This window comes from Streptococcus cristatus, from assembly GCF_003943815.1.
GTDB lineage: Bacteria > Bacillota > Bacilli > Lactobacillales > Streptococcaceae > Streptococcus > Streptococcus cristatus_F.
Map to the genome: position 1 here is coordinate 91,613 of NZ_RJNA01000008.1, position 20,854 is coordinate 112,466.

The following is a 20,854-nucleotide window of genomic DNA, read 5'->3' on the forward strand; positions in this document are numbered from 1 at the left end:
AAACCCTTAAATAATAATTCAAAATATATGCAATTCCTCTTCTTTATGCTATAATAGTTATCGAAAAAGCTAAAAGGAGGAAAAGATGTTTTTTCAGGATAGAAAGATAAAGTATTCAATCCGCAAATTATCAGTTGCTACTGTATCACTTGCGATTGGATTTTTGTTTGCACCCGCAGCGATTAGAGCGGGTCAAGTTGCCCATGCAGATGAGCTTGTGGCTACAGCTCAAGCGGAAAATAAGTCAGAAAATCAAGTCTCGGTGGGAACTTCTGAACCAGCGAAAACAGAAACTCAAGAGACTGTCTCAGTAACGCCTTCTGCACCTGTGCAAGTAGAAAGCAAAGAGGCTGTCTCAACAACAGCTCCTGCGCCAGCACAGACAGAAAGGCAAGGGGATAACCAAGCCTCATTGAAATCTGCTGCGACAGAGACAAGTCAAGCGACAGATTCGACTGCTTTTAAAAATGCTCAGCCAGCTACAGGTACAAGTCAGCCAGCTGCAGCCACTGCTCAACCAGCGACAGCAAATGCAAGTCTAAACAAGAGCACTTTAGAGAACTACCTCAAAGAGTTGCGCAGCAAGGACTTTTCAAGTAAGACAGACGATAGTCTAGAAATCTTGAATGGTGTAATGACAGCCGCTGATGGTGTGCTTCAAACTGCGACAAAGCAAGAAGAAATTGATAAAGTTTATCGCAATCTAGTGACTTTTGTCAATTCAGGTCTTCGTGATAAAAATCCGAAGTTCATCCCAGATCAGGATAAAACTCCTCGCTCGGCACTTTATGAGTTTGAAAGTGCTACACCAGGAAAAACAACTCCGCTTACTCTGAACTACTTGAAGCCAGAAGACACAAAAATCTACAAAAAGGGCGATAAAGTAAAGGCCATCCAGCCAACTGAAACAACTTATGTAGAGTATGATGGAAGTGGTAGATGGACCTTTAAGGGCTATGACCATGATAGTCAGGTGATTGACAAAGATGATGTTTTCTTCACAGGTAAGTGGGAATATACACCAACACCATACAAGGCTACCTATAGAGCAGTTAATGGCTCACCTGGGAAAACTCCGCCATCTTATGTTGCAAATTGGAGCCCAGAAGATAAAAGAAGATTTGCTGAGGGTGAAGTAGTAAAAGCACAAGAATTTCACTATGTTTTTTATACTTCAGAAGAATATCCTAACCGAAAAGGCTATTGGGCTTTGACTGGCTTTGATGCTCCAAGTAAAGTGGCAAACAATGGCGATGTAGAGTTCGTAGGAACTTGGAAATACTTTGAGGATGTCACTGTATCCTACAAACCTATGAACCAGCACGATTTTGAGAATTTTTATCATTTACCAAGTAGTCCTAAGACCTCACGTGACGAATATAGATTACCTCTTCCTAAGGAGATAAAAGATCTAGAAAGTAAGCTATACGATTACAAGCTTTCTCTCAATCAGTTTGATAAACGTGATGAGTATTTACCCAAAGATATACTGGATACGCGAGCAGCCTTGCTTCGCTACGATGAAGCTCAAGGTGTCTACAAACCCTTTTATGATGCGGAAAATGAAGGAAATTGGACCTTTGAGGAAGATGTAGTAGATTTAACCTTCAGTCGTGAACTAGAGCGGGCGGCTACATATGGGGAAATACCAAAAGTTACAATACCATTGATGTTTAAATTTACACCAGTTCCTCGGAAACCGACTTATGAGTTTGTCAGTGGAACGGCTGGCAAAGAACTACCTGCTGAGATTAATAATCTGAAGCCTGTTTATATGGATGAGTGGGCGTATGCAGATAGAAAGAAATACCCGAAAGGCAAGGATATAGTTCAGTCTGTTAGACCAATTCAAGAAACCTATGAAGATAAGGACAAGAAGGGGACTTGGCACTTTAAAGGCTACGATTTTACTAAAAAACCAGTGAGCGACTGGGAGCACGATGGATGGAATCTCAAGTTCACAGGTACTTGGACATTTGAAGAGAAAAAGTACCCAGAAAACTATGAGTATGTCAGCAAAGACCCTAGCCTAGCTCTACCAGATGGACTCAGAACCTTCCCGCCAATCAGCACAGAGACATATGTTGATGGTGCTACTGTTCAGGCAAAAAAACCTGAGAAGACGACTTACATGGACTTTGAGAATAAAGGTACTTGGAAATTTGAAGGCTATGACAAGGATGAAAAGGTAGTCAATAAAGCTGGCGTCCTCTTTACAGGTAGCTGGTCCTTCACTCCACACCGCGATAAGGTTGTTTCCTTTGACTTTGTGAGTGATACTCCAGGGAAGACCATTCCTGATGATTTGAAGGCACAAATCCCTGCTCCTATCACGACTTCTCCATCAGATTATTCTGCCAATGTCTTTAATGAAATTCAATATCTCAGTTCATACGTCGATAATGAAAATGATGGTACATGGGTTGCTCAGCAGATTCCTCAGCAAAAGGAGGAAGTTGAGAAACCAGCTGACGATGAGGATTCTACCTACACGGTTCATTGGAAATTTTTACCGACCAAGCGTAGTGTTTATTATGACTTCTACACAGATTCAAAAGATGATTCTGGTCAAACGATCTATCCGCCATCAACTTTGTATAATCTAATCACTTACGAAAGAGAATTTGTCAAGGGTGAAAAAGCTCGCGTTAAAATGCCATCTAAAACAAGATTTGAGGATCCTGATGGCCGAGGGACTTGGGTCTTTGATGACTACTATGAAGATGATAATACGACTATTTCTCCACGTGTGAAAACAGTCGAGGCAGGAGACGTTATCTTTAGAGGGAAATGGATTTTGGTTCCTACCAATCAGTCTGATACGATCTATAGGGTAGAGTATAAATTTACTAACTCGACTCCTGCTTATCCTCTTCCAAATAAGATTCGCGATATGCTTCCAGCTGGCACTGATTTCGTTGGACGAGCTGACGATTACAAAGATGCAAGCAAGCTTGACACATCTACAGTAACTGTTCCGACAGGTACATGGACCTTCCATGGTTTTGATGCAGATAAATACGGAAAAGCTATTGCAGGTACAAAAGTGAAGACCATCACAGGATCTTGGAGCTTTACGCCAAATGGTATAGACTATGAGTTCCAATCAACTAATCCTGATTTCGTATTACCAGATCATATCACCAAGTTGACTCCGAAAAACCCAATTGATTATAAGATGGGCGGTCTGTTCCTTACAGAAGTAGATGCTGAGCAACCAAGTGAAACGACTTATATTGACAAAGCAAACAAGGTAACTTGGACATTTGCAGGATACGATAAAGAAAAAATCATTGTAGCAAAAGGCAGACAGACTTTCCTTGGAAGCTGGGTGCCTACTCCAAATCCAGAATATGTATTCAAATCTTCTAAAGCAGGTGTTCCATTGCCACAAAGTATTTTGGGAATGTTGCCAAGTGATGAGGCTTCTTATAAGGTTGGTGACACCATTGTAGCCAAACAACCTGCTAAAGAATCAGTAGTTGAAGAAGAAAAAGATTATGTCTGGACCTTCAAAGGTTATGATCAGAAGAATGCGACATATAATGGCAAGCGCGTGACATTTACAGGTATCTGGGAAGCAACGCCTAGACCGCATCATGTAAGCTATACTTTTGAAAGCGAAACGGCTGGTGTTGATTTGCCTGAATTTATCCAGAAGAAAGCACCAAAAGATGGCTCAACTTACTTCAATGGGACGAGAGTTTTTGCAGAAGAGCCGACAACAAAGACTTACAAAGATGATGTGAACGACGGCACTTGGACCTTCGATGGTTACGATGCCAAAAGTAAGATTGTGAAAAAAGCTGATTTGACTTTCACAGGTAAGTGGAAGTTTGAAGCCAACAAGTATCAAGCTACTTATCGCTTCGAGAGCGCAACGGCAGGTAAACAACTTCCAGCAGCCATCGCCGCATTGACACCAAGCGACAGTGCAACCTATGAAAATGGCAATACTGTTTCAGCTCAACAACCAGCGCAAGCGACCTACACAGATACTGTCAATGATGGCACCTGGACCTTCAAGGGCTATGACGCATCTAGCGCCGTTGTTAACAAGGCTAATGTAGGGTTTGTAGGAAAATGGGCCTTTGAAGCCAACAAGTATCAAGCCACTTATCGTTTCGAGAACGCCACAGCAGGTCAAGCACTTCCAGCAGCGATCGCAGCATTGACTCCAAGTGACAGTGCAACATATGTGAATGGTGCCTCTGTTTCAGCTCAACAACCATCACAAACGACTTACACAGATACTGTGAACGACGGCACATGGACCTTCAAGGGCTATGACGCANCTAGCGCCGTTGTNAACAAGGCNNATGTNGNGTTTGTAGGAAAATGGGCCTTTGAAGCTAACAAGTATCAAGCTACTTACCGCTTCGAGAGTGAGACAGCAGGTAAGTCTCTTCCAGCAGCCATCGCCGCATTGACCCCAAGCGACAGTGCAACTTATGTGAATGGTGCTTCTGTTTCAGCTCAACAACCATCACAAACGACTTACACAGATACTGTGAACGATGGCACATGGACCTTCAAGGGCTATGACGCAGCTAGCGCCGTTGTCAACAAGGCCGATGTTGAGTTTGTAGGAAAATGGGCCTTTGAAGCTAACAAGTATCAAGCTACTTACCGCTTCGAGAGTGAGACAGCAGGTAAGTCTCTTCCAGCAGCCATNGCNGCATTGACTCCAAGCGACAGTGCAACTTATGTGAATGGTGCCTCTGTTTCCGCTCAGCAACCAGCGCAAGCGACCTACACAGACACAGTGAACGATGGCACATGGACCTTCAAGGGCTATGACGCAGCTAGCGCCGTTGTCAACAAGGCTAATGTAGGGTTTGTAGGTAAGTGGGCCTTTGAAGCCAAGAAGTACCAAGCTACTTATCGCTTCGAGAGCGCCACAGCAGGTCAAGCGCTTCCAGCAGCCATCGCCGCATTGACTCCAAGCGACAGTGCAACTTATGTGAATGGTGCCTCTGTTTCCGCTCAGCAACCAGCTCAAACCACTTACACAGATACTGTGAACGATGGCACCTGGACCTTCAAGGGCTATGACGCAGCTAGTGCAGTCGTGAACAAGTCCGATGTAGAGTTTGTAGGAAAATGGGCCTTTGAAGCCAACAAGTACCAAGCTACTTATCGCTTCGAGAGTGCTACAGCAGATAAAGCTCTTCCAGCAGCCATCGCCGCATTGACCCCAAGCGACAGTGCAAGATATGTGAATGGTGCCTCTGTTTCAGCTCAACAACCAGCTCAAACCACTTACACAGATACTGTGAACGACGGCACATGGACTTTCAAGGGCTACGACGCAGCTAGCGCCGTTGTCAATAAGGCCGATGTAGAGTTTGTAGGAAAATGGGCCTTTGAATCCAACAAGTACCAAGCTACTTATCGCTTCGAGAGCGAGACAGCAGATAAAGCTCTTCCAGCAGCCATCGCCGCATTGACTCCAAGCGACAGTGCAACATATGTGAATGGTGCTTCTGTTTCAGCTCAACAACCAGCTCAAACCACTTACACAGATACTGTGAATGATGGCACTTGGACCTTCAAGGGCTATGACGCAGCCAATGCAGTCGTGAACAAGTCCGATGTTGAGTTTGTAGGAAAATGGGCCTTTGAAGCTAAGAAGTATCAAGCTACTTATCGCTTCGAGAGCGCAACAGCAGGTAAGCAACTTCCAGCAGGTATCGCCACGCTACTTCCAAGCGACAGTGCAACTTATGTGAATGGTGCCTCTGTTTCCGCTCAACAACCATCACAAATCACTTACACAGATACTGTGAATGATGGCACCTGGACCTTCAAGGGCTATGACGCAGCTAGTGCAGTCGTGAACAAGTCCGATGTTGAGTTTGTAGGAAAATGGGCCTTTGAAGCCAACAAGTATCAAGCTACTTATCGCTTCGAGAGCGCCACAGCAGATAAAGCTCTTCCAGCAGCCATCGCCGCATTGACTCCAAGCGACAGTGCAACATATGTGAATGGTGCCTCTGTTTCAGCTCAACAACCATCACAAATCACTTACACAGATACTGTGAATGATGGCACCTGGACCTTCAAGGGCTATGACGCAGCTAGTGCAGTCGTGAACAAGTCCGATGTTGAGTTTGTAGGAAAATGGGCCTTTGAAGCTAAGAAGTATCAAGCTACTTATCGCTTCGAGAGCGCCACAGCAGGTCAAGCGCTTCCAGCAGCCATCGCCGCATTGACTCCAAGCGACAGTGCAACATATGTGAATGGTGCCTCTGTTTCAGCTCAACAACCATCACAAATCACTTACACAGATACTGTGAATGATGGCACATGGACCTTCAAGGGCTATGACGCAGCTAGCGCCGTTGTTAACAAGGCTGATGTAGAGTTTGTAGGAAAATGGGAATTCAAAGCAAATCCGAAAAATGCTGAAATTTATACGCCTCAGGTAACGGAAGAAACTATCAAGGTTGGAGACAAACCAAACTTGATCGATAATGTGACGAACTTGTCAAGCCTTCCAGCTGGCACTAAGGTAGTAGATATCACGCCTGCGGGTCAAATAGATACTACAAAACCAGGTACTTATAGCGGTACAGTTCGTGTTGATTATCCAGATGGTTCTTCTACTGAAGTTCCTGTACCAGTTAATGTTTTGCCTGCACCGGTAATTGAAACCTATAAAGTGACTTACCGCTTCGAAAGTGCGACAGCAGACAACAACTTGCCAGCAGAAGTATTGAGCTTACTTCCGCAAAGTGGAGCATATACGACAAGCTCTTCAGCAGCGATTGCTTTTGTTCCAGAAGCACCGATGCCTGTAGAAGTGGCTGTTGCAAATGGTACTTGGAAATTCCTAGGCTATGAAAAAGTGGAAGAGGGAACAAGTTTGACTTTCGTAGGAAAATGGACCTTTGAAGCCAAGCAAGCTCCTAGTCCGCAGCCGCAACCGGAACCGCAGCCACAGCCGGAACCAGCACCACAACCGCAACCGGTTCCGAAACCAGAACCTCAGCCAAGTCCGGTTCCACCAGTGACTCCAGAAGTGAAGCCAGATCAAGAGACTGATGATAATGCTCAAACGGATCAGCTAGTGAAGCCTGAAAGCAAACCTGTTCCAAATGATAAGCCAGCTGTTCCAACTCCAGCCGGAGATAAGGCTAAACAAGCGACCTTACCAAATACAGGTAGCACTTCTCCAGTTTCAATCGTGGGAGCAACGACGAGTGCTCTTCTTGCGAGCCTAGGATTCATGATTCTTAGTCGCAAGCGCAAAGATGATGAGGCATAAAAGGGCATCTCCTTGATGCAAGTTTTGGCTAGTGCCTCAATCAACTAGTTAAGAGTCTTCTAAGTAGTGTTTGACTTAGAAGGCTCTTATTTTTCTGAGATTTATGGATTAAGCTAAGATTGATTCACAAAAACTTAGGATTTTTTGGTATAATAGACTCAATAACAGGATAAAAGTAGGGAAAATATGACAAAAATTAAAGTTGTAACAGACTCTTCGATTACGATTGAGCCTGAATTAGCAAAAGATTTGGATATTACAATAGTTCCTTTGACAGTCATGATTGACGGTGTAGTCTACTCGGATTCCAATTTGAAGGAGGGAGAATTCCTTCAGTTGATGAAGTCTAGTAAAAATCTGCCTAAGACCAGCCAGCCACCAGTTGGAGTATTTGCAGAGATTTTCGAAGATTTATCAGCGGAAGATGTCCAAATTATCTCGATTCACATGTCTCATGCTTTATCTGGCACCGTAGAGGCAGCTCGTCAGGGAGCTACCTTGGCCAAGGCTGATGTAACAGTTGTCGATAGTTCTTTTACGGACCAAGCTATGAAATTTCAAGTCGTTGAGGCTGCTAAAATGGCAAAAGCTGGAGCGACTTTGGAGGAGATTTTACAAAAACTTGAGGAAGTCAAAGCCAAGACAGAGCTATACATCGGTGTATCAACCTTAGAAAATTTGGTCAAAGGTGGCCGTATCGGCCGTGTGACTGGTCTGATTAGCTCGCTTTTAAATATTCGTGTCGTCATGCAGATGACAAATCATACTTTGACTCCTATTGTCAAAGGACGGGGCGCTAAAACCTTTAAGAAATGGCTGGATGACTTGAAAGAGTCTCTGAAAGAGAAGGAAATTGAAGAAATCGGAATTTCCTATGCGGGTGGACCAGAATTTGCCAATCAAATGAAGGAAGAGCTGCAGGAATTTGTTGAACAACCAATCCCTGTCTTAGAAACAGGTTCCATCATCCAAACTCACACTGGAGAAAATGCATGGGCCGTTCTAGTTCGCTATAAATAAGGTAAATTATTTGTAAAATGTCTGCTTAAGACTTGACCTAGACGCTTTTTTTAGATATGATAATATCTGTTAGGGTTATTAACCCAGAAAAAAATTGGAGGATTTGTTAAATGGCTAACAAACAAGATTTGATCGCAAAAGTGGCAGAAGCTACAGAATTGACTAAAAAAGATTCAGCAGCAGCAGTTGACGCTGTATTTGCAGCAGTTACAGAATACCTTTCAAAAGGTGAAAAAGTTCAATTGATCGGTTTTGGTAACTTTGAAGTTCGTGAGCGTGCAGCACGTAAAGGTCGCAACCCACAAACTGGTAAAGAAATCACAATCGCAGCTTCTAAAGTTCCAGCTTTCAAAGCAGGTAAAGCTCTTAAAGACGCTGTAAAATAAGACAAAAATCAAAAGCCTACTGTATCAGCTTCCTAGCTTGTGCAGTAGGTTTTTTCTTATGTTTTGGCATAACATCAATCATCTGAACTTTCTAGAAGACATAGCATTTGTTTGTTAGAGAAGACAGTAAAAATCAGGATGCTCCTCCTGCCCAACTTAAAATATGATATAATGTAGCTAAGAAATGGGGGTAACTATGTATTTTAAAAAAGTAATAACCTTTTTAACCATGCTTGCAGCTGTCATGGCTTTGACAGCTTGCTATTATCCAAGGAAAAGGGTTCCTAGGTCTGAAGCCTCTTCTGTCCAAAAGGTGAAAATACCAAAGAAATCAGAATCGACGAAGGCTACAGGCTCCAGTCAGCAAGAAAAATCAAAGAGTAGCCAGACCTCATCATCTAGTGCTCCAGCTTCTGAGAGTAAGGCGACAAGTTCGCCAGATGAAGTAACGGATGGCTTGCCTCAAGATGCACAGTCTGCCAATAAAGACAAGATCTATGCAACAGGTAATGCCAAGGTGTATTATCGTTCTTTTGAAGGAGGATTTAGTGCTCAAACGCCTGATTTCAAAGGCTATACAGAGGAGCAAGTCAAAAAGGTGCTTGGCGAGCCAGAGGCCGTCATAAAGGATCCGAATTACATTAAGGACACTTTTAAAGCTCAGGAGTTAGAAAATATAAAAGAGCTCTATCGAGGTCAGCATGTGACGGAAGAGCAGGCAAAAGCTTTCTATGTAACAGCAGCGGATATTGCCCAGGCAGCTAGCTTGAACCAAGACTATCAGTTGGAGAGTGATTATATTTTATATAGCTATAAGCAACATAAAATTAATCTGATTTTCTCTAAAGGAGAGTTGTATTATATGACCCCCAATCCTGATTATCTTTATTTTAAATAATTTTTGAAAGTTCTTGCGCTAGTTTGCTAGGCTTGCTATAATAGCTAAAACGAAATGAGAAGGAGCAAGGATGAAAGCTTATACGAATGTCAATCTGGTGACCTGTGACAGCGCATTTCATGTTCATCGGGAAGGCTTGTTGGTCGTGGAAGATGAACGCATTGCCTACTGTGGTCCCCATGACAAGGCTTGGTTAGAACAATGCAGCGAGCTAGTGGATTATGAAGGAGCTTGGCTCATGCCGGGGCTGGTCAACTGCCATACGCACTCGGCCATGACCTTGCTACGTGGGATTCGTGACGACAGCAATTTGCACGAATGGTTGGAGGACTATATTTGGCCAGCAGAAAGCCAGTTCACAACGGAACTAACGACCCAGGCTGTCCAGCTGGCTTTAGCTGAAATGCTCCAATCGGGAACAACGACTTTTAACGACATGTATAATCCTCAGGGAGTGGAGATTGACCGAATTTATCAGGCTGTGCGGCAGTCTGGTATGCGTTGCTATTTCTCACCAACACTCTTTAGCTCAGTGGCGGAAACAGCCGAAGAGACTCTGGCTCGTACTCGGGCCATTATTGAGAAAATTCGCTCCTATGACGATGAAGATTTTCAGGTCATGGTGGCGCCTCATTCGCCTTATGCCTGTGATAAGGCTCTACTTAAGGGCAGTCTTGAGTTAGCGCGTGAGCTGGATTTGAAGCTTCATATCCACGTGGCAGAGACTCAGGAAGAAAATAAAATTATCCTGGAGCGCTATGGTAAAAGACCTCTCGCTTTTTTAAAAGAATTGGGCTACTTGGAGCAGCCAGCCATTTTTGCACATGGAGTTGAGCTGAATCCGTCAGAGATTGCAGATTTAGCAGCATCTCCAGTCAGCATCGCCCATAATCCTATCAGCAACCTCAAGCTGGCTTCTGGAGTAGCTCCGGTGACAGACTTAGTAGCCGCTGGGGTGACCGTTGGCTTAGCGACGGACTCTGTCGCTTCCAATAATAATCTGGACATGTTTGAAGAAGGTCGGACAACAGCCCTCCTCCAGAAGATGCGAGCAGGAGATGCGACCCAGTTTACGATCGAGCAGGCTTTAAAAGCTTTGACCATTGAAGGAGCTAAAGCTCTAGGATTAGAGAAGAAAATCGGCAGTCTGGAAGCGGGTAAGCAAGCCGATTTCATTGCCATTCAGCCTAAGGGACGACTTCACCTCTATCCTTTGGAAAATATGCTGTCGCACCTAGTATACGCAGTCAAGGGTAGCGACGTTCAGGATGTCTACATTGCTGGGCAGCAGGTTGTCCGAGACGGCCAAGTGCTGACCGTTGATCTAGAATCGTTCCGTTAAAAAGAAAAGCCGAGTTTGTCTCGGCTTTTATGTTGGTCAGGAGAGCTCTTTTCACTTTCTGCTGGCTAACAGTTTCTTTGTCAAAGAAAAACTCTGGGTTACCCCAGAGTTAGTGTTAGATTTAAGCTTTCTTTGATTTAGAAATATAGAGTAATTGTAGAACGATACCAAGGAGTGCCATACCAATAACGATGTAGAAGGCCATTGAATAGTCTCCCTTGTTTGCTTGGGCAAGTCGAGCACCCAACTGTGGTCCGGCAATAGCTGCAACACCATAAGCTGTGAACATCCAGCCGTAGTTTGTACCGACGTTGGTCACTCCCCAATTTTCGGCAGTAATACCTGGGAAAGATCCAAGGAAGCCACCGAAGGACAGGGCAACAAGCATGACGCCTAAGATTGCAAGGATGCTTCCTTCTCCTTTAAAGAGAACGGTCAGCGCCAAGCCACCAGCTACAGCGGCAAACATGGCGATTACGGTCGGGTAGCGGCCGATTTTGTCCGATACAGCTCCCCAGAAGATCCGTCCAAAAGTATTGGCAATAGAAACCAGCATAACGAATAGAGTTGCTTCTCCAACTAGTTTATATTGGTCAGAGATAGACGCTGCTGAACCGATAATCATCATACCACCAGTAGCACCTAAAATGTAGATGAGCCACAGCAACCAGAAGTTGCCTTCGCGTAGCATTTCTTTGTGAGTTTTTCCTGTCGGTGCAGAGCTTCCTGCTGCTGGAGCAGCTGCTGGAGCTTTTTCCATGACAAGAGAAGAGCAGCAGATAACGACAAGCAGGGCAATACCTAGAACTTTAAATGTTGAATAAACGCCCATTGAAGCGATGAGAGTTTTGGCAAGTGGTCCGATGATTAGTGGTCCAAGTCCAAAGCCAGCTGCGGTTAAACCACCCGCGAGACCTTTTTTATCAGGGAACCATTTGGTAGCGACAGAAGTTGAAGCGCCATAGGCTGATCCGATACCGAGACCAAGGACAACCCCGTAGGTCAAGTAGAGTACAGGAAGAGAAGTTGCAAATCCTGTAGCAAACATACCCGCACCAAAGAGAATTCCTCCTAGAAAGACAAATTTCTTAGGGCCTAATGAATCGACTTTAGGTCCGAAAATAATCATGCCGATTGGCACCATTGCAAAAGAGATACTGAAGGCTAGAGAGGTTTGAGCTTGCACCCATCCTTGGCTAGCGTTGGCTTCCAGCAGCGCTTTTTGAAAAACAGACCAGGCGTATCCAGCACCTAAAGAAAGGTTGGTTAAGATAGCTGCTGCTAAAATTAACCAGCGATTTGGTGTTTTTTTCATAATGATATCCTCATTTATATAATTTTTTTCTAAAAAGTGATAGAAAACCAGCTGTACCCAAATAGTTGTCCTGCATGTTTCCTGCAGGGCAGGTAAAATAGCAGAAGCATGGCTACAGAATTTGTTACTATAAAGCTGACATGTCAAATAATTTAAGCGCTTACATGTTTGTTAACATCTCTATCATATCGTGCTTTGAGGCAAAAATCTACTTAATTAAAATGAATAAGTCTATTAGGTAGATTAATATTTTTCCTTATTTACAATCATTCTTAATAGAAAATCTATGTTTGTCATGATATAATGGAAATAAGCTAGAATGAATGTGGATGGAGTATAGAGAAGATGAATGAAGGGTATGAAAAGAATTACCAGGAAGTAATCGAACATCTGAGGCTGAAAGGTGTTCGAATCACAGAGACGAGAAAGGCTGTGATTGCTTTTATTATCAGCAGTCATAATCACCCCAGCGCAGAGATGATTTACCAAGCCCTCTTGCCTGAATTTCCCAATATGAGCTTGGCGACTGTTTATAACAACCTAAAAGTGTTGATTGATGAAGGCTTTGTCTCAGAGCTCAAAGTCCGAAATGACACGACGACCTATTATGATTTTATGGGGCATCAGCACCTCAATGTCATTTGTGAAAAATGTGGTCGAATTGCAGATATGGACTTGGATTTGCCAGACGTTCAGCAGGAAGCGGCAGAGCAAACTGGTTATAAAATCACTAAGAGTCAGATGGTCGTTTATGGCATTTGTCCAGAGTGCGCCCAGCAAGAACAAGTGGCTAGTTAGAAGTCTTGAATGAGAATTCATTTTCTCAAAAGTCTAAGCAAGTGGAAAATTTCACAAATATCTCACTGAGACTAGATTTTTGAGAGAAAATTTTGTAAAATAGAATAGATAAACGGGGCAAACCCCGGAAAATAAAAGGAGAATCCATCTAATGGTAAAATTGGTTTTTGCTCGCCATGGTGAGTCTGAATGGAATAAAGCTAACCTTTTCACTGGTTGGGCTGATGTAGATCTTTCTGAAAAAGGTACACAACAAGCAATCGACGCTGGTAAATTGATCAAAGAAGCTGGTATCGAATTTGACCAAGCTTACACTTCAGTTTTGAAACGTGCGATTAAAACAACGAACTTGGCGCTTGAAGCAGCTGACCAACTTTGGGTTCCAGTTGAAAAATCATGGCGCTTGAACGAACGTCACTACGGTGGTTTGACTGGTAAAAACAAGGCTGAAGCAGCTGAGCAATTTGGTGATGAGCAAGTTCACATCTGGCGTCGTTCATACGATGTATTGCCTCCAAACATGGATCGTGATGATGAGCACTCAGCTCACACTGACCGTCGTTACGCTTCACTTGACGACTCAGTTATCCCAGATGCTGAAAACTTGAAAGTAACTTTGGAACGTGCCCTTCCATTCTGGGAAGATAAAATCGCTCCAGCACTTAAAGATGGTAAAAATGTATTCGTAGGAGCTCACGGTAACTCAATCCGTGCCCTTGTAAAACACATCAAACAATTGTCAGATGACGAAATCATGGACGTGGAAATCCCTAACTTCCCACCATTGGTATTCGAATTCGACGAAAAATTGAACGTAGTTGCTGAATACTACCTTGGAAAATAATTGATGATGAAGCTCTGCTTAGCAGGGCTTTTTCTCATTGTTGGAGAAAAATTCGGCTCTTTTCTACCATTTGTCAAGTCTATCAAGGCTTTAAGTAAAAAAAGGGATAAGACAGTATCTATTCTGAGGTTACTGTCTTATTTTTAACACTTTTTGATCTATAAATGGGCATGCTAAAAAAACACCTCATCTGGTATTTTTGAAACAAGGTGTTACCATAATACGGCATAAATAGTTTTACCGATTTTGGGTAGAAGTATAATCGTAAAGTTTGTTATGCGTAATGAGGTAATACATTGTTCGAATGAGACGATGTATAGAGGCAATCGTATGTGACTTAGTTGAAGCTATTGTCGATTGTCTTTTTCGTTTCTCATAAAAGTCAGCGATATGGCAGGGATTGGTATGACTAGCTGAAGCGATGTTGTAAATGCACTTGAACAAGATTTTTCTGGCATAGGGATTACTTCGTTTAGTGATGTGTTCCTTGGCGAGAAAGTTCCCAGATTCATAGTGTCTCAGGTCAATGCCAATAAAAGCGTTGATTTGATTGGTAGACTGAAAGCGACGAATATCTCCCAATTCGCCAATGATAGATGTCGCTGTGGTTTCTGCGATGCCAGGAATTGACCGTAAGATGTCATACTCTGGTAAAGGCTGAGCTAGAGCTACCATATCGTTTAAGACAACTTGTCTGTGTTCAGAAAGACGAAGCAATTCTTGAGCATAGTAGCGAACCTCTTCAAGCATTGGAGAGGTTTTCTTGACCGCACAAAAAGATTGTTTAGCGAGTGAGATAGCTGAGCCTTACCTTGATGAGCATATTGCCCAGCGCTGGTCTAATCTAGTTCGATCTGCTCAGACCAACTAAGTAGGATTCAGAAAGAAAGGCATAACCACTATGATTTGTTTGTTTGACCGCTATGATCAAGCAAGTTTTGATTTATTACGTTCATTAAAAGCAACAGGACTTGATTGTCCTGTTGTTGTTGTACAAGACGATGGCTATCTTTCACCAGATGTCGAGTCTCCTTACAGTTATTTTACAGGAGATTTGGACACACCAGAGGGCCGTCCAATTTATTTTAATCTTGTCCCCAAACCGCATCTATGGGAGATTCGCTCCAGCAATGTAAATGGCGAAATCTTGGATATGATACAGATTGTATTATTTATAATTCTCTAGCAACCCCCTTCTTGGTGGCCTACGCTCTTCGTCCTAAAAATGGTCATGCAGAGGATGTTCTCTTCTGGCAGGAGCCTATCGGAGAAGCCTTACCTGGAAATATGAAAGTAGCTATGAAAATGCCTCATCGCAATATCCGCATCGCTGTTCAGGACAGGCAGGTATATGAGAAAATTCAAAGTTTGGCAACACCGGAAGAAAAAGTCTATTTCCACAATATTGGTTATATTTATGATTACCAGCGTCTTAATAATATGAATCCAGAAGCCTTGATTTTGACCAATAGTGATCAGCTTGAGCAAATAGAGCAGCTCTTGACTCAGCTGCCAAATGTACATTTCCATGTTGGAGCCATCACAGAAATGTCAAGCCATTTGATGGAATTAAATCGCTATCCGAATATTTCCCTCTACCCTAATATTCGTCCAGCTAAGGTGAATGAACTTTTTGCTCGCTGTGACTTGTATCTGGATATCAATATCAGCGATGAAATCCTAAATGCTTGTCGCACAGCTTTTGAGAACAACATGTTGATTCTCAGCTTCAAAAATACTTGCCATAGTCGTCGATTTATTGCGGATGATCACATTTATGCGCCAGAAAATGTCTCAACCATGATGGATAAGATTCAAGCTGTCCTTGCTTACTCATCAGAGATGGAAGCAGCACTTGCTAGACAGAAACAGGNTGCTAATCAGGCTAGTTTGGAGCAATATAAGGCCATTCTTTAACCAGATACATGAGAACTTGCTTTCGATGAAAGCAAATTCCTTTCTATGAACAGAAAAGGAGGAGCAGATGTCTAACAAGGATAATGGCATTTTACAAGAACATATACGAGAACAGCTAGATAATCGAAAGAAACCCCTAAAAAGGGAGAAGCAAGAATTTAGTATGATTGCAGTTCTAGGTGGCATTCTCTTTCTCATCACCCTTTTGGTTACAATCATCATGCAGTTGGGACACTTTTTCTAGGATTTTTTCTGGATGGAGGAGGTCTCTGGAAAAGATGAACCTTGACGAGCAAATCGTCAAGGTTTTTTTGCCTCTATCTAATTGAACTAGTGTGAAAGGGGGAGTAGGGGGTTCGAAAGATAATAAAACGCTTTCAATAATTTGAAACTTAAAAGCGGATTTTCTGAAAAAATTAGCTATTTTCATTTGTTATTTCACATATAATTACTTGAAAAGGGGAATCCGTTTTGGTAAAATGATGAGTGGTATATACTGGATAAAAACGGCTGGTATATCCCAGATGGAATCTGCTTTTTCTGAGTCAAAGGGATAAAAACTGAAACTGACTGCAACTTTTATTAACTCTGGTTTTGGGAGGCAGCGCAATCTACACTTTGTTAATGGTCATGAGATTAACAAAGGGTCGCAATTGGATAAAAGAAAGGAATCGAATGTTTCGAAGTAAAAAATTTAACAAAGATTTCGAGATCGTAGATGAGAAAAAGCGTTATAAGCTTTACAAGTCGGGCAAAAACTGGGTAAAAGCCTCGAACTCTCAATTGGATCTCTTCCGTATCGGTGGGATGGGCGAAGTTGTCTCTAGTACCATGTCAGACACTGAAGAACTTGATCACGCACACCTTAGTTTTAACACGCTAGCGGGTATAGGGGGAATCCTGGCCGCGGGGGCTGCAGGATTTGTGATGACTCAAGAGCAAACTGTTTATGCGGATGAAACATCTGAGTATACAGAAAAGGATAAAACAGTCATCGCAGCTGAACCGAAAGCGGCTGAAACAACTGAAACAAGTGCCAACTCAATCATCGCTCAAGCGCAAGCAGAAGTAAAGAAAGCTCAAGCAGAACAAGCATCTGCAACAGCTTCTGTATCAGTCAGTCAATCTGTTGAGGATCAAGCGAGTGCGAGTCAGTCAGTTTCAGTCAGTCAATCTGCCTCAGCAAGTCAGTCAGCTTCAGTCAGTCAATCTGCCTCAGCAAGTCAATCAGCATCAGCTCCTACATCAGTCTCAGCAAGTGCAAAAGCATCTGCATCAGTAAGCTCTACACCATCAGAGTCAGCAAGCGCTCAAGCACCTGCCTCTGTAGTTGAGAGTACATCAGTTGTTAGCGAACCATCAGCTCAGGCTTCTGTGTCTACCTCAGCTTCTGCATCGCTCAACCTTAAGGTCAACCCTGCGGCAAGTCTTGTATCAGGTAGTGCTAACCAAAGTTTGGCAAGTGCAGCTCTTAGCACAAGCCAAGCAGCAACAACAAGCAACAACATCGCAGCTGGTGTTGTAGCAGATAAGAACCAAGCCCAAGGTAAGGATACAACCAAGCAAGCTGAGAAAAACCAAAAGGTTGACAATACTGTAGCGACTGCACCAAAGACAGGGTATTCTGGATTTAGAGCAAATCCGATCGATACTGGATCAAAAGAACCTTTCTTTCTAAATACCGATCCATATAGCATCAACTCTCCAGAAACAAGTGGTCGTTTAAATAGACAACGGGTCTTTCTGGGACGAGCAGGTGTTCCTTTCTCGGTAACATATTACATGCATAAGTCTCAATTTGATGCGGACGAATATCCTTACGGTTCATATAAGGATAGTGAGTTTGCAGGACTTTCTCCAAGAACAACTCTAGAGACTCGAAACTGGCAAGAAGCACAAGAGAAATATAATATTACCTCGGAAACAGGTCGTGTGGAAGTGGCTCCTGGACGTTATATTCCATATGTAACTTTCAAGAGTGATAATCCAAAAGCATTTAATAGTAGTGTCAATCTGGATGTGACCTTTGATGGACGTAGCTTTCCTCAAACCAGCATATTCATGAACCTTACTACTACTCAGTTTAAGGGACCTGCTGTAACGTATGATGCCGAAGGGAAAAAAGAAGCACTGGCTCCTCTTGCAAAATATAAAGTAGGCGATAGAGTTAATGAAACTTTATATTTCCATAATGATAAACAGTATAGATATGAGCAAGATGCTAAAAATTCTATGTTGTTGTACACTGGTAATGGTGGTACAACCAAATATAGTGGCTTGAGGTTTGTTACAGGGGTGGAAAGGCGTGCTGATTTCACCTATGTTCCAAAACTCACTATTACAGGGACGGTTTTAACTGAAAATCCTAATATGCTCGTCAGACAGACTAATGGATCGGGAGGTAAGGATGCTGACTTCTTTACCTATCTAGGCCGTCCAGAAGAAGTTGTAACTGAGGCTGCGCAGGAGTCAATTATCAACAAGAGCAAAGACTCACTAACTCCTTCCCCTGAACCACTAGTTCCTGAGATTGAAGTCGGTAAACGAGTTAATGAAACTTTATATGTTCATGATGGTAATAACAAAGGAGATAAGTCTGTTGGTTCTTGGCAGAGTTCTTACCTTGCAGATCAAGCGGTTGAACTGATTCATGGCAAGAAAGAACTAGAAGCACTTGGATTAACAGTTACTACTAGAACCGATGAACCAGGGGCTGGTAAAACTGGTTATATCCCATCTATCCAAATTTCTGGGACGCCTACTGGAACAGGAACTGTAACACTTAAATATAAGATTACTGACGAAGCGGGACAGCTTAACTTTAAGGACATTCAAGTAAATATTAAAGAAAGCGGATCCCTTAGCCAATCAGTTTCAGCTTCTGTATCTGCAAGTCAAAGTGCTTCAGCATCTATCTCAGCAAGCATCAGTGCGAGCCAATCAGCATCAAGCTCAGTAAATGCTAGCCAAAGTGCATCAGCAAGCCAATCAGCCAGCGCATCCGTATCAGCTAGTCAAAGTGCTTCAACATCAGTAAGTGCTAGCCACTCTGCGTCAATTAGTGCGAGCCAAAGTGCTTCAGCTTCTATCTCAGTAAGCATCAGTGCTAGCCAATCAGCATCAAGCTCAGCAAGTACAAGCCAAAGTGCTTCAGCAAGTGCAAGCGTAAGTGCATCAGTAAGCGCAAGTCAATCGGCTTCAGCATCAGTAAGTGCAAGTCACTCAGCATCTGTATCAGCAAGCGCGAGCCACTCTGCGTCAATTAGTGCTAGCCAAAGCACTTCAGCTTCTGTATCTGCAAGTCACTCAGCTTCAGCATCTGTATCAGCTAGCCAAAGCGCGTCAGCATCAGTAAGCTCAAGTCAATCAGCTAGCGCATCAGTATCTGTAAGTCAATCAGCTTCAGCATCAGTAAGTGCAAGTCACTCGGCATCAGTATCAGCTAGCCAAAGCGCTTCAGCATCTAACAACCAGAACTCAGCTTCTATCTCAGCAAGCGCGAGCCAGTCTGCGTCAATTAGTGCGAGCCAAAGCGCATCAGCATCAGTAAGTGCAAGCATCAGTGCTTCAGCATCAGTGAGCGCAAGCATCAGTGCTTCAGCTTCAGCATCTAACAACCAGAACTCAGCGTCTATTTCAGCAAGCGCGAGCCAGTCTGCGTCCATTAGTGCGAGCCAAAGCGCATCAGCATCAGTAAGTGCAAGTCACTCAGCCTCTGTATCAGCTAGCCAATCAGCTTCAGCTTCAGTATCTGCAAGTCAAAGTACTTCAGCATCAGTGAGCGCAAGCATCAGTGCATCAGCTTCAGCATCTAACAACCAGAACTCAGCATCTATCTCAGTAAGCGCGAGCCACTCTGCGTCCATTAGTGCGAGCCAAAGCACTTCAGCATCTATCTCAGCAAGCATCAGTGCTAGCCAATCAGCCTCTGTATCAGCTAGTCAATCAGCTTCAGCTTCTGTATCTGCAAGTCAAAGTACTTCAGCATCAGTAAGCGCAAGCATCAGTGCTTCAGCTTCAGCATCTAACAACCAGAACTCAGCGTCTATCTCAGTAAGCGCGAGCCACTCTGCGTCAATTAGTGCGAGCCAAAGTGCTTCAGCATCTATCTCAGCAAGCATCAGTGCTAGCCAATCAGCCTCTGTATCAGCTAGCCAAAGCGCTTCAGCATCAGTAAGTGCTAGTCAATCAGCATCTGTATCAGCTAGTCAATCAGCTTCAGCGTCTGTATCTGCAAGTCAAAGTACTTCAGCATCAGTAAGCGCAAGCCAAAGTGCCTCAGCTTCAGCATCTAACAACCAGAACTCAGCGTCTATCTCAGTAAGCGCGAGCCAGTCTGCGTCAATTAGTGCGAGCCAAAGCACTTCAGCTTCAGTAAGTGCTAGTCAATCAGCATCTGTATCAGCTAGCCAAAGCGCTTCAGCATCAGTAAGTGCTAGTCAATCAGCATCTGTATCAGCTAGTCAATCAGCTTCAGCGTCTGTATCTGCAAGTCAAAGTACTTCAGCATCAGTAAGCGCAAGCCAAAGTGCCTCAGCTTCAGCATCTAACAACCAGAACTCAGCGTCTATCTCAGTAAGCGCGAGCCACTCTGCGTCAATTAGTGCGAGCCAAAGTGCTTCAGCATCTATCTCAGCAAGCATCAGTGCTAGCCAATCAGCCTCAAGCTCAGCAAGTGCAAGCCAAAGTGCTTCAGCAAGTGCAAGCGTAAGTGCATCAGTAAGCGCAAGTCAAAGTGCCTCAGCTTCAGNATCTAACAACCAGAACTCAGCGTCTATCTCAGTAAGCGCGAGCCACTCTGCGTCAATTAGTGCGAGCCAAAGTGCTTCAGCATCAGTAAGTGCAAGTCACTCAGCATCTGTATCAGCAAGCCAATCAGCTTCAGCTTCAGTATCTGCAAGTCAAAGTACTTCAGCATCAGTAAGCGCAAGCCAAAGTGCCTCAGCTTCAGCATCTAACAACCAGAACTCAGCGTCTATCTCAGTAAGCGCGAGCCACTCTGCGTCAATTAGTGCGAGCCAAAGTGCTTCAGCATCTATCTCAGCAAGCATCAGTGCTAGTCAA

12 protein-coding genes and 1 pseudogene are annotated in these 20,854 nt (G+C 43.5%); 11 read left to right on the forward strand and 2 right to left on the reverse strand.

Annotated elements, in window-relative coordinates; translation table 11 throughout:
- Positions 1-85 precede the first annotated feature (85 nt).
- From D8872_RS06730 to D8872_RS06750, 5 genes are all read left to right on the forward strand, one after another.
- On the forward strand, positions 86-7,270 hold the full coding sequence (locus tag D8872_RS06730) for an SHIRT domain-containing protein (RefSeq protein WP_125390389.1): 7,185 nt from the start codon (positions 86-88) through the stop codon (positions 7,268-7,270).
- Positions 7,271-7,456: 186 nt separating this feature from the next.
- Positions 7,457-8,290 carry a fatty acid kinase binding subunit FakB gene (gene fakB, locus D8872_RS06735; protein WP_125390390.1) on the forward strand — a complete coding sequence of 278 codons (834 nt, stop codon included), beginning with the start codon at positions 7,457-7,459 and terminating at the stop codon, positions 8,288-8,290.
- A 110-nt stretch (positions 8,291-8,400) separates the two neighbouring features.
- Entirely contained in the window at positions 8,401-8,676 is a 276-nt protein-coding gene (hbs, locus tag D8872_RS06740; RefSeq protein ID WP_005589527.1) for a non-specific DNA-binding protein Hbs, read from the forward strand.
- 196 nt (positions 8,677-8,872) lie between these two features.
- Positions 8,873-9,574, forward strand: coding sequence for a DUF4947 domain-containing protein (locus tag D8872_RS06745; protein WP_125390391.1), 702 nt, complete (start codon positions 8,873-8,875; stop codon positions 9,572-9,574).
- Between the two features lie 70 nt (positions 9,575-9,644).
- Complete coding sequence (locus D8872_RS06750) at positions 9,645-10,916, forward strand: TRZ/ATZ family protein (RefSeq protein ID WP_125390392.1); 1,272 nt, start codon at positions 9,645-9,647, stop codon at positions 10,914-10,916.
- A gap of 121 nt (positions 10,917-11,037) precedes the next feature.
- Here the strand turns inward: D8872_RS06750 and D8872_RS06755 are convergent, their stop codons facing one another.
- Complete coding sequence (locus tag D8872_RS06755) at positions 11,038-12,231, reverse strand: L-lactate MFS transporter (RefSeq protein ID WP_125390393.1); 1,194 nt, start codon at positions 12,229-12,231, stop codon at positions 11,038-11,040.
- A 345-nt stretch (positions 12,232-12,576) separates the two neighbouring features.
- Here D8872_RS06755 and D8872_RS06760 point away from each other — a divergent pair, with 345 nt between their 5' ends.
- Both D8872_RS06760 and D8872_RS06765 read left to right on the forward strand, forming a co-directional pair.
- Positions 12,577-13,029 (forward strand): peroxide-responsive transcriptional repressor PerR, encoded by a 453-nt coding sequence (locus D8872_RS06760; protein ID WP_125390394.1) that lies wholly within the window; start codon positions 12,577-12,579, stop codon positions 13,027-13,029.
- 151 nt (positions 13,030-13,180) lie between these two features.
- Positions 13,181-13,873, forward strand: coding sequence for a phosphoglycerate mutase (locus tag D8872_RS06765; RefSeq protein WP_005589536.1), 693 nt, complete (start codon positions 13,181-13,183; stop codon positions 13,871-13,873).
- A 237-nt stretch (positions 13,874-14,110) separates the two neighbouring features.
- Here D8872_RS06765 and D8872_RS06770 read toward each other — a convergent pair.
- Positions 14,111-14,671: pseudogene (locus tag D8872_RS06770) on the reverse strand (transposase); the annotation flags it as partial.
- A gap of 103 nt (positions 14,672-14,774) precedes the next feature.
- Between D8872_RS06770 and D8872_RS11030 the strand changes: the two are divergent.
- The 4 genes from D8872_RS11030 to D8872_RS11195 all read left to right on the forward strand — a co-directional run.
- Positions 14,775-15,059, forward strand: a complete 285-nt coding sequence (locus tag D8872_RS11030) for a hypothetical protein (protein ID WP_260471683.1) — start codon at positions 14,775-14,777, stop codon at positions 15,057-15,059.
- Positions 14,984-15,790, forward strand: coding sequence for a glycosyltransferase family protein (locus D8872_RS11280; RefSeq protein WP_514133000.1), 807 nt, complete (start codon positions 14,984-14,986; stop codon positions 15,788-15,790). The genes D8872_RS11030 and D8872_RS11280 overlap by 76 nt, the downstream gene beginning before the upstream one ends.
- Positions 15,791-15,857: 67 nt before the next feature.
- Positions 15,858-16,034 (forward strand): XRE family transcriptional regulator, encoded by a 177-nt coding sequence (locus D8872_RS06780; protein ID WP_125390395.1) that lies wholly within the window; start codon positions 15,858-15,860, stop codon positions 16,032-16,034.
- A gap of 431 nt (positions 16,035-16,465) precedes the next feature.
- On the forward strand, positions 16,466-20,854 hold a 4,389-nt coding region (locus D8872_RS11195; RefSeq protein ID WP_260471684.1), incomplete at its 3' end, for a KxYKxGKxW signal peptide domain-containing protein.

Excerpts from the sequence above, each read along its gene's own strand:
- fakB (WP_125390390.1), top strand. The coding sequence starts at position 7,457 with ATGACAAAAATTAAAGTTGTAACAGACTCTTCGATTACGATTGAGCCT.
- hbs (WP_005589527.1), top strand. The coding sequence starts at position 8,401 with ATGGCTAACAAACAAGATTTGATCGCAAAAGTGGCAGAAGCTACAGAA.
- D8872_RS06745 (WP_125390391.1), top strand. The coding sequence starts at position 8,873 with ATGTATTTTAAAAAAGTAATAACCTTTTTAACCATGCTTGCAGCTGTC.
- D8872_RS06750 (WP_125390392.1), top strand. The coding sequence starts at position 9,645 with ATGAAAGCTTATACGAATGTCAATCTGGTGACCTGTGACAGCGCATTT.
- D8872_RS06755 (WP_125390393.1), bottom strand. The coding sequence starts at position 12,231 with ATGAAAAAAACACCAAATCGCTGGTTAATTTTAGCAGCAGCTATCTTA.
- D8872_RS06760 (WP_125390394.1), top strand. The coding sequence starts at position 12,577 with ATGAATGAAGGGTATGAAAAGAATTACCAGGAAGTAATCGAACATCTG.
- D8872_RS06765 (WP_005589536.1), top strand. The coding sequence starts at position 13,181 with ATGGTAAAATTGGTTTTTGCTCGCCATGGTGAGTCTGAATGGAATAAA.
- D8872_RS11030 (WP_260471683.1), top strand. The coding sequence starts at position 14,775 with ATGATTTGTTTGTTTGACCGCTATGATCAAGCAAGTTTTGATTTATTA.
- D8872_RS06780 (WP_125390395.1), top strand. The coding sequence starts at position 15,858 with ATGTCTAACAAGGATAATGGCATTTTACAAGAACATATACGAGAACAG.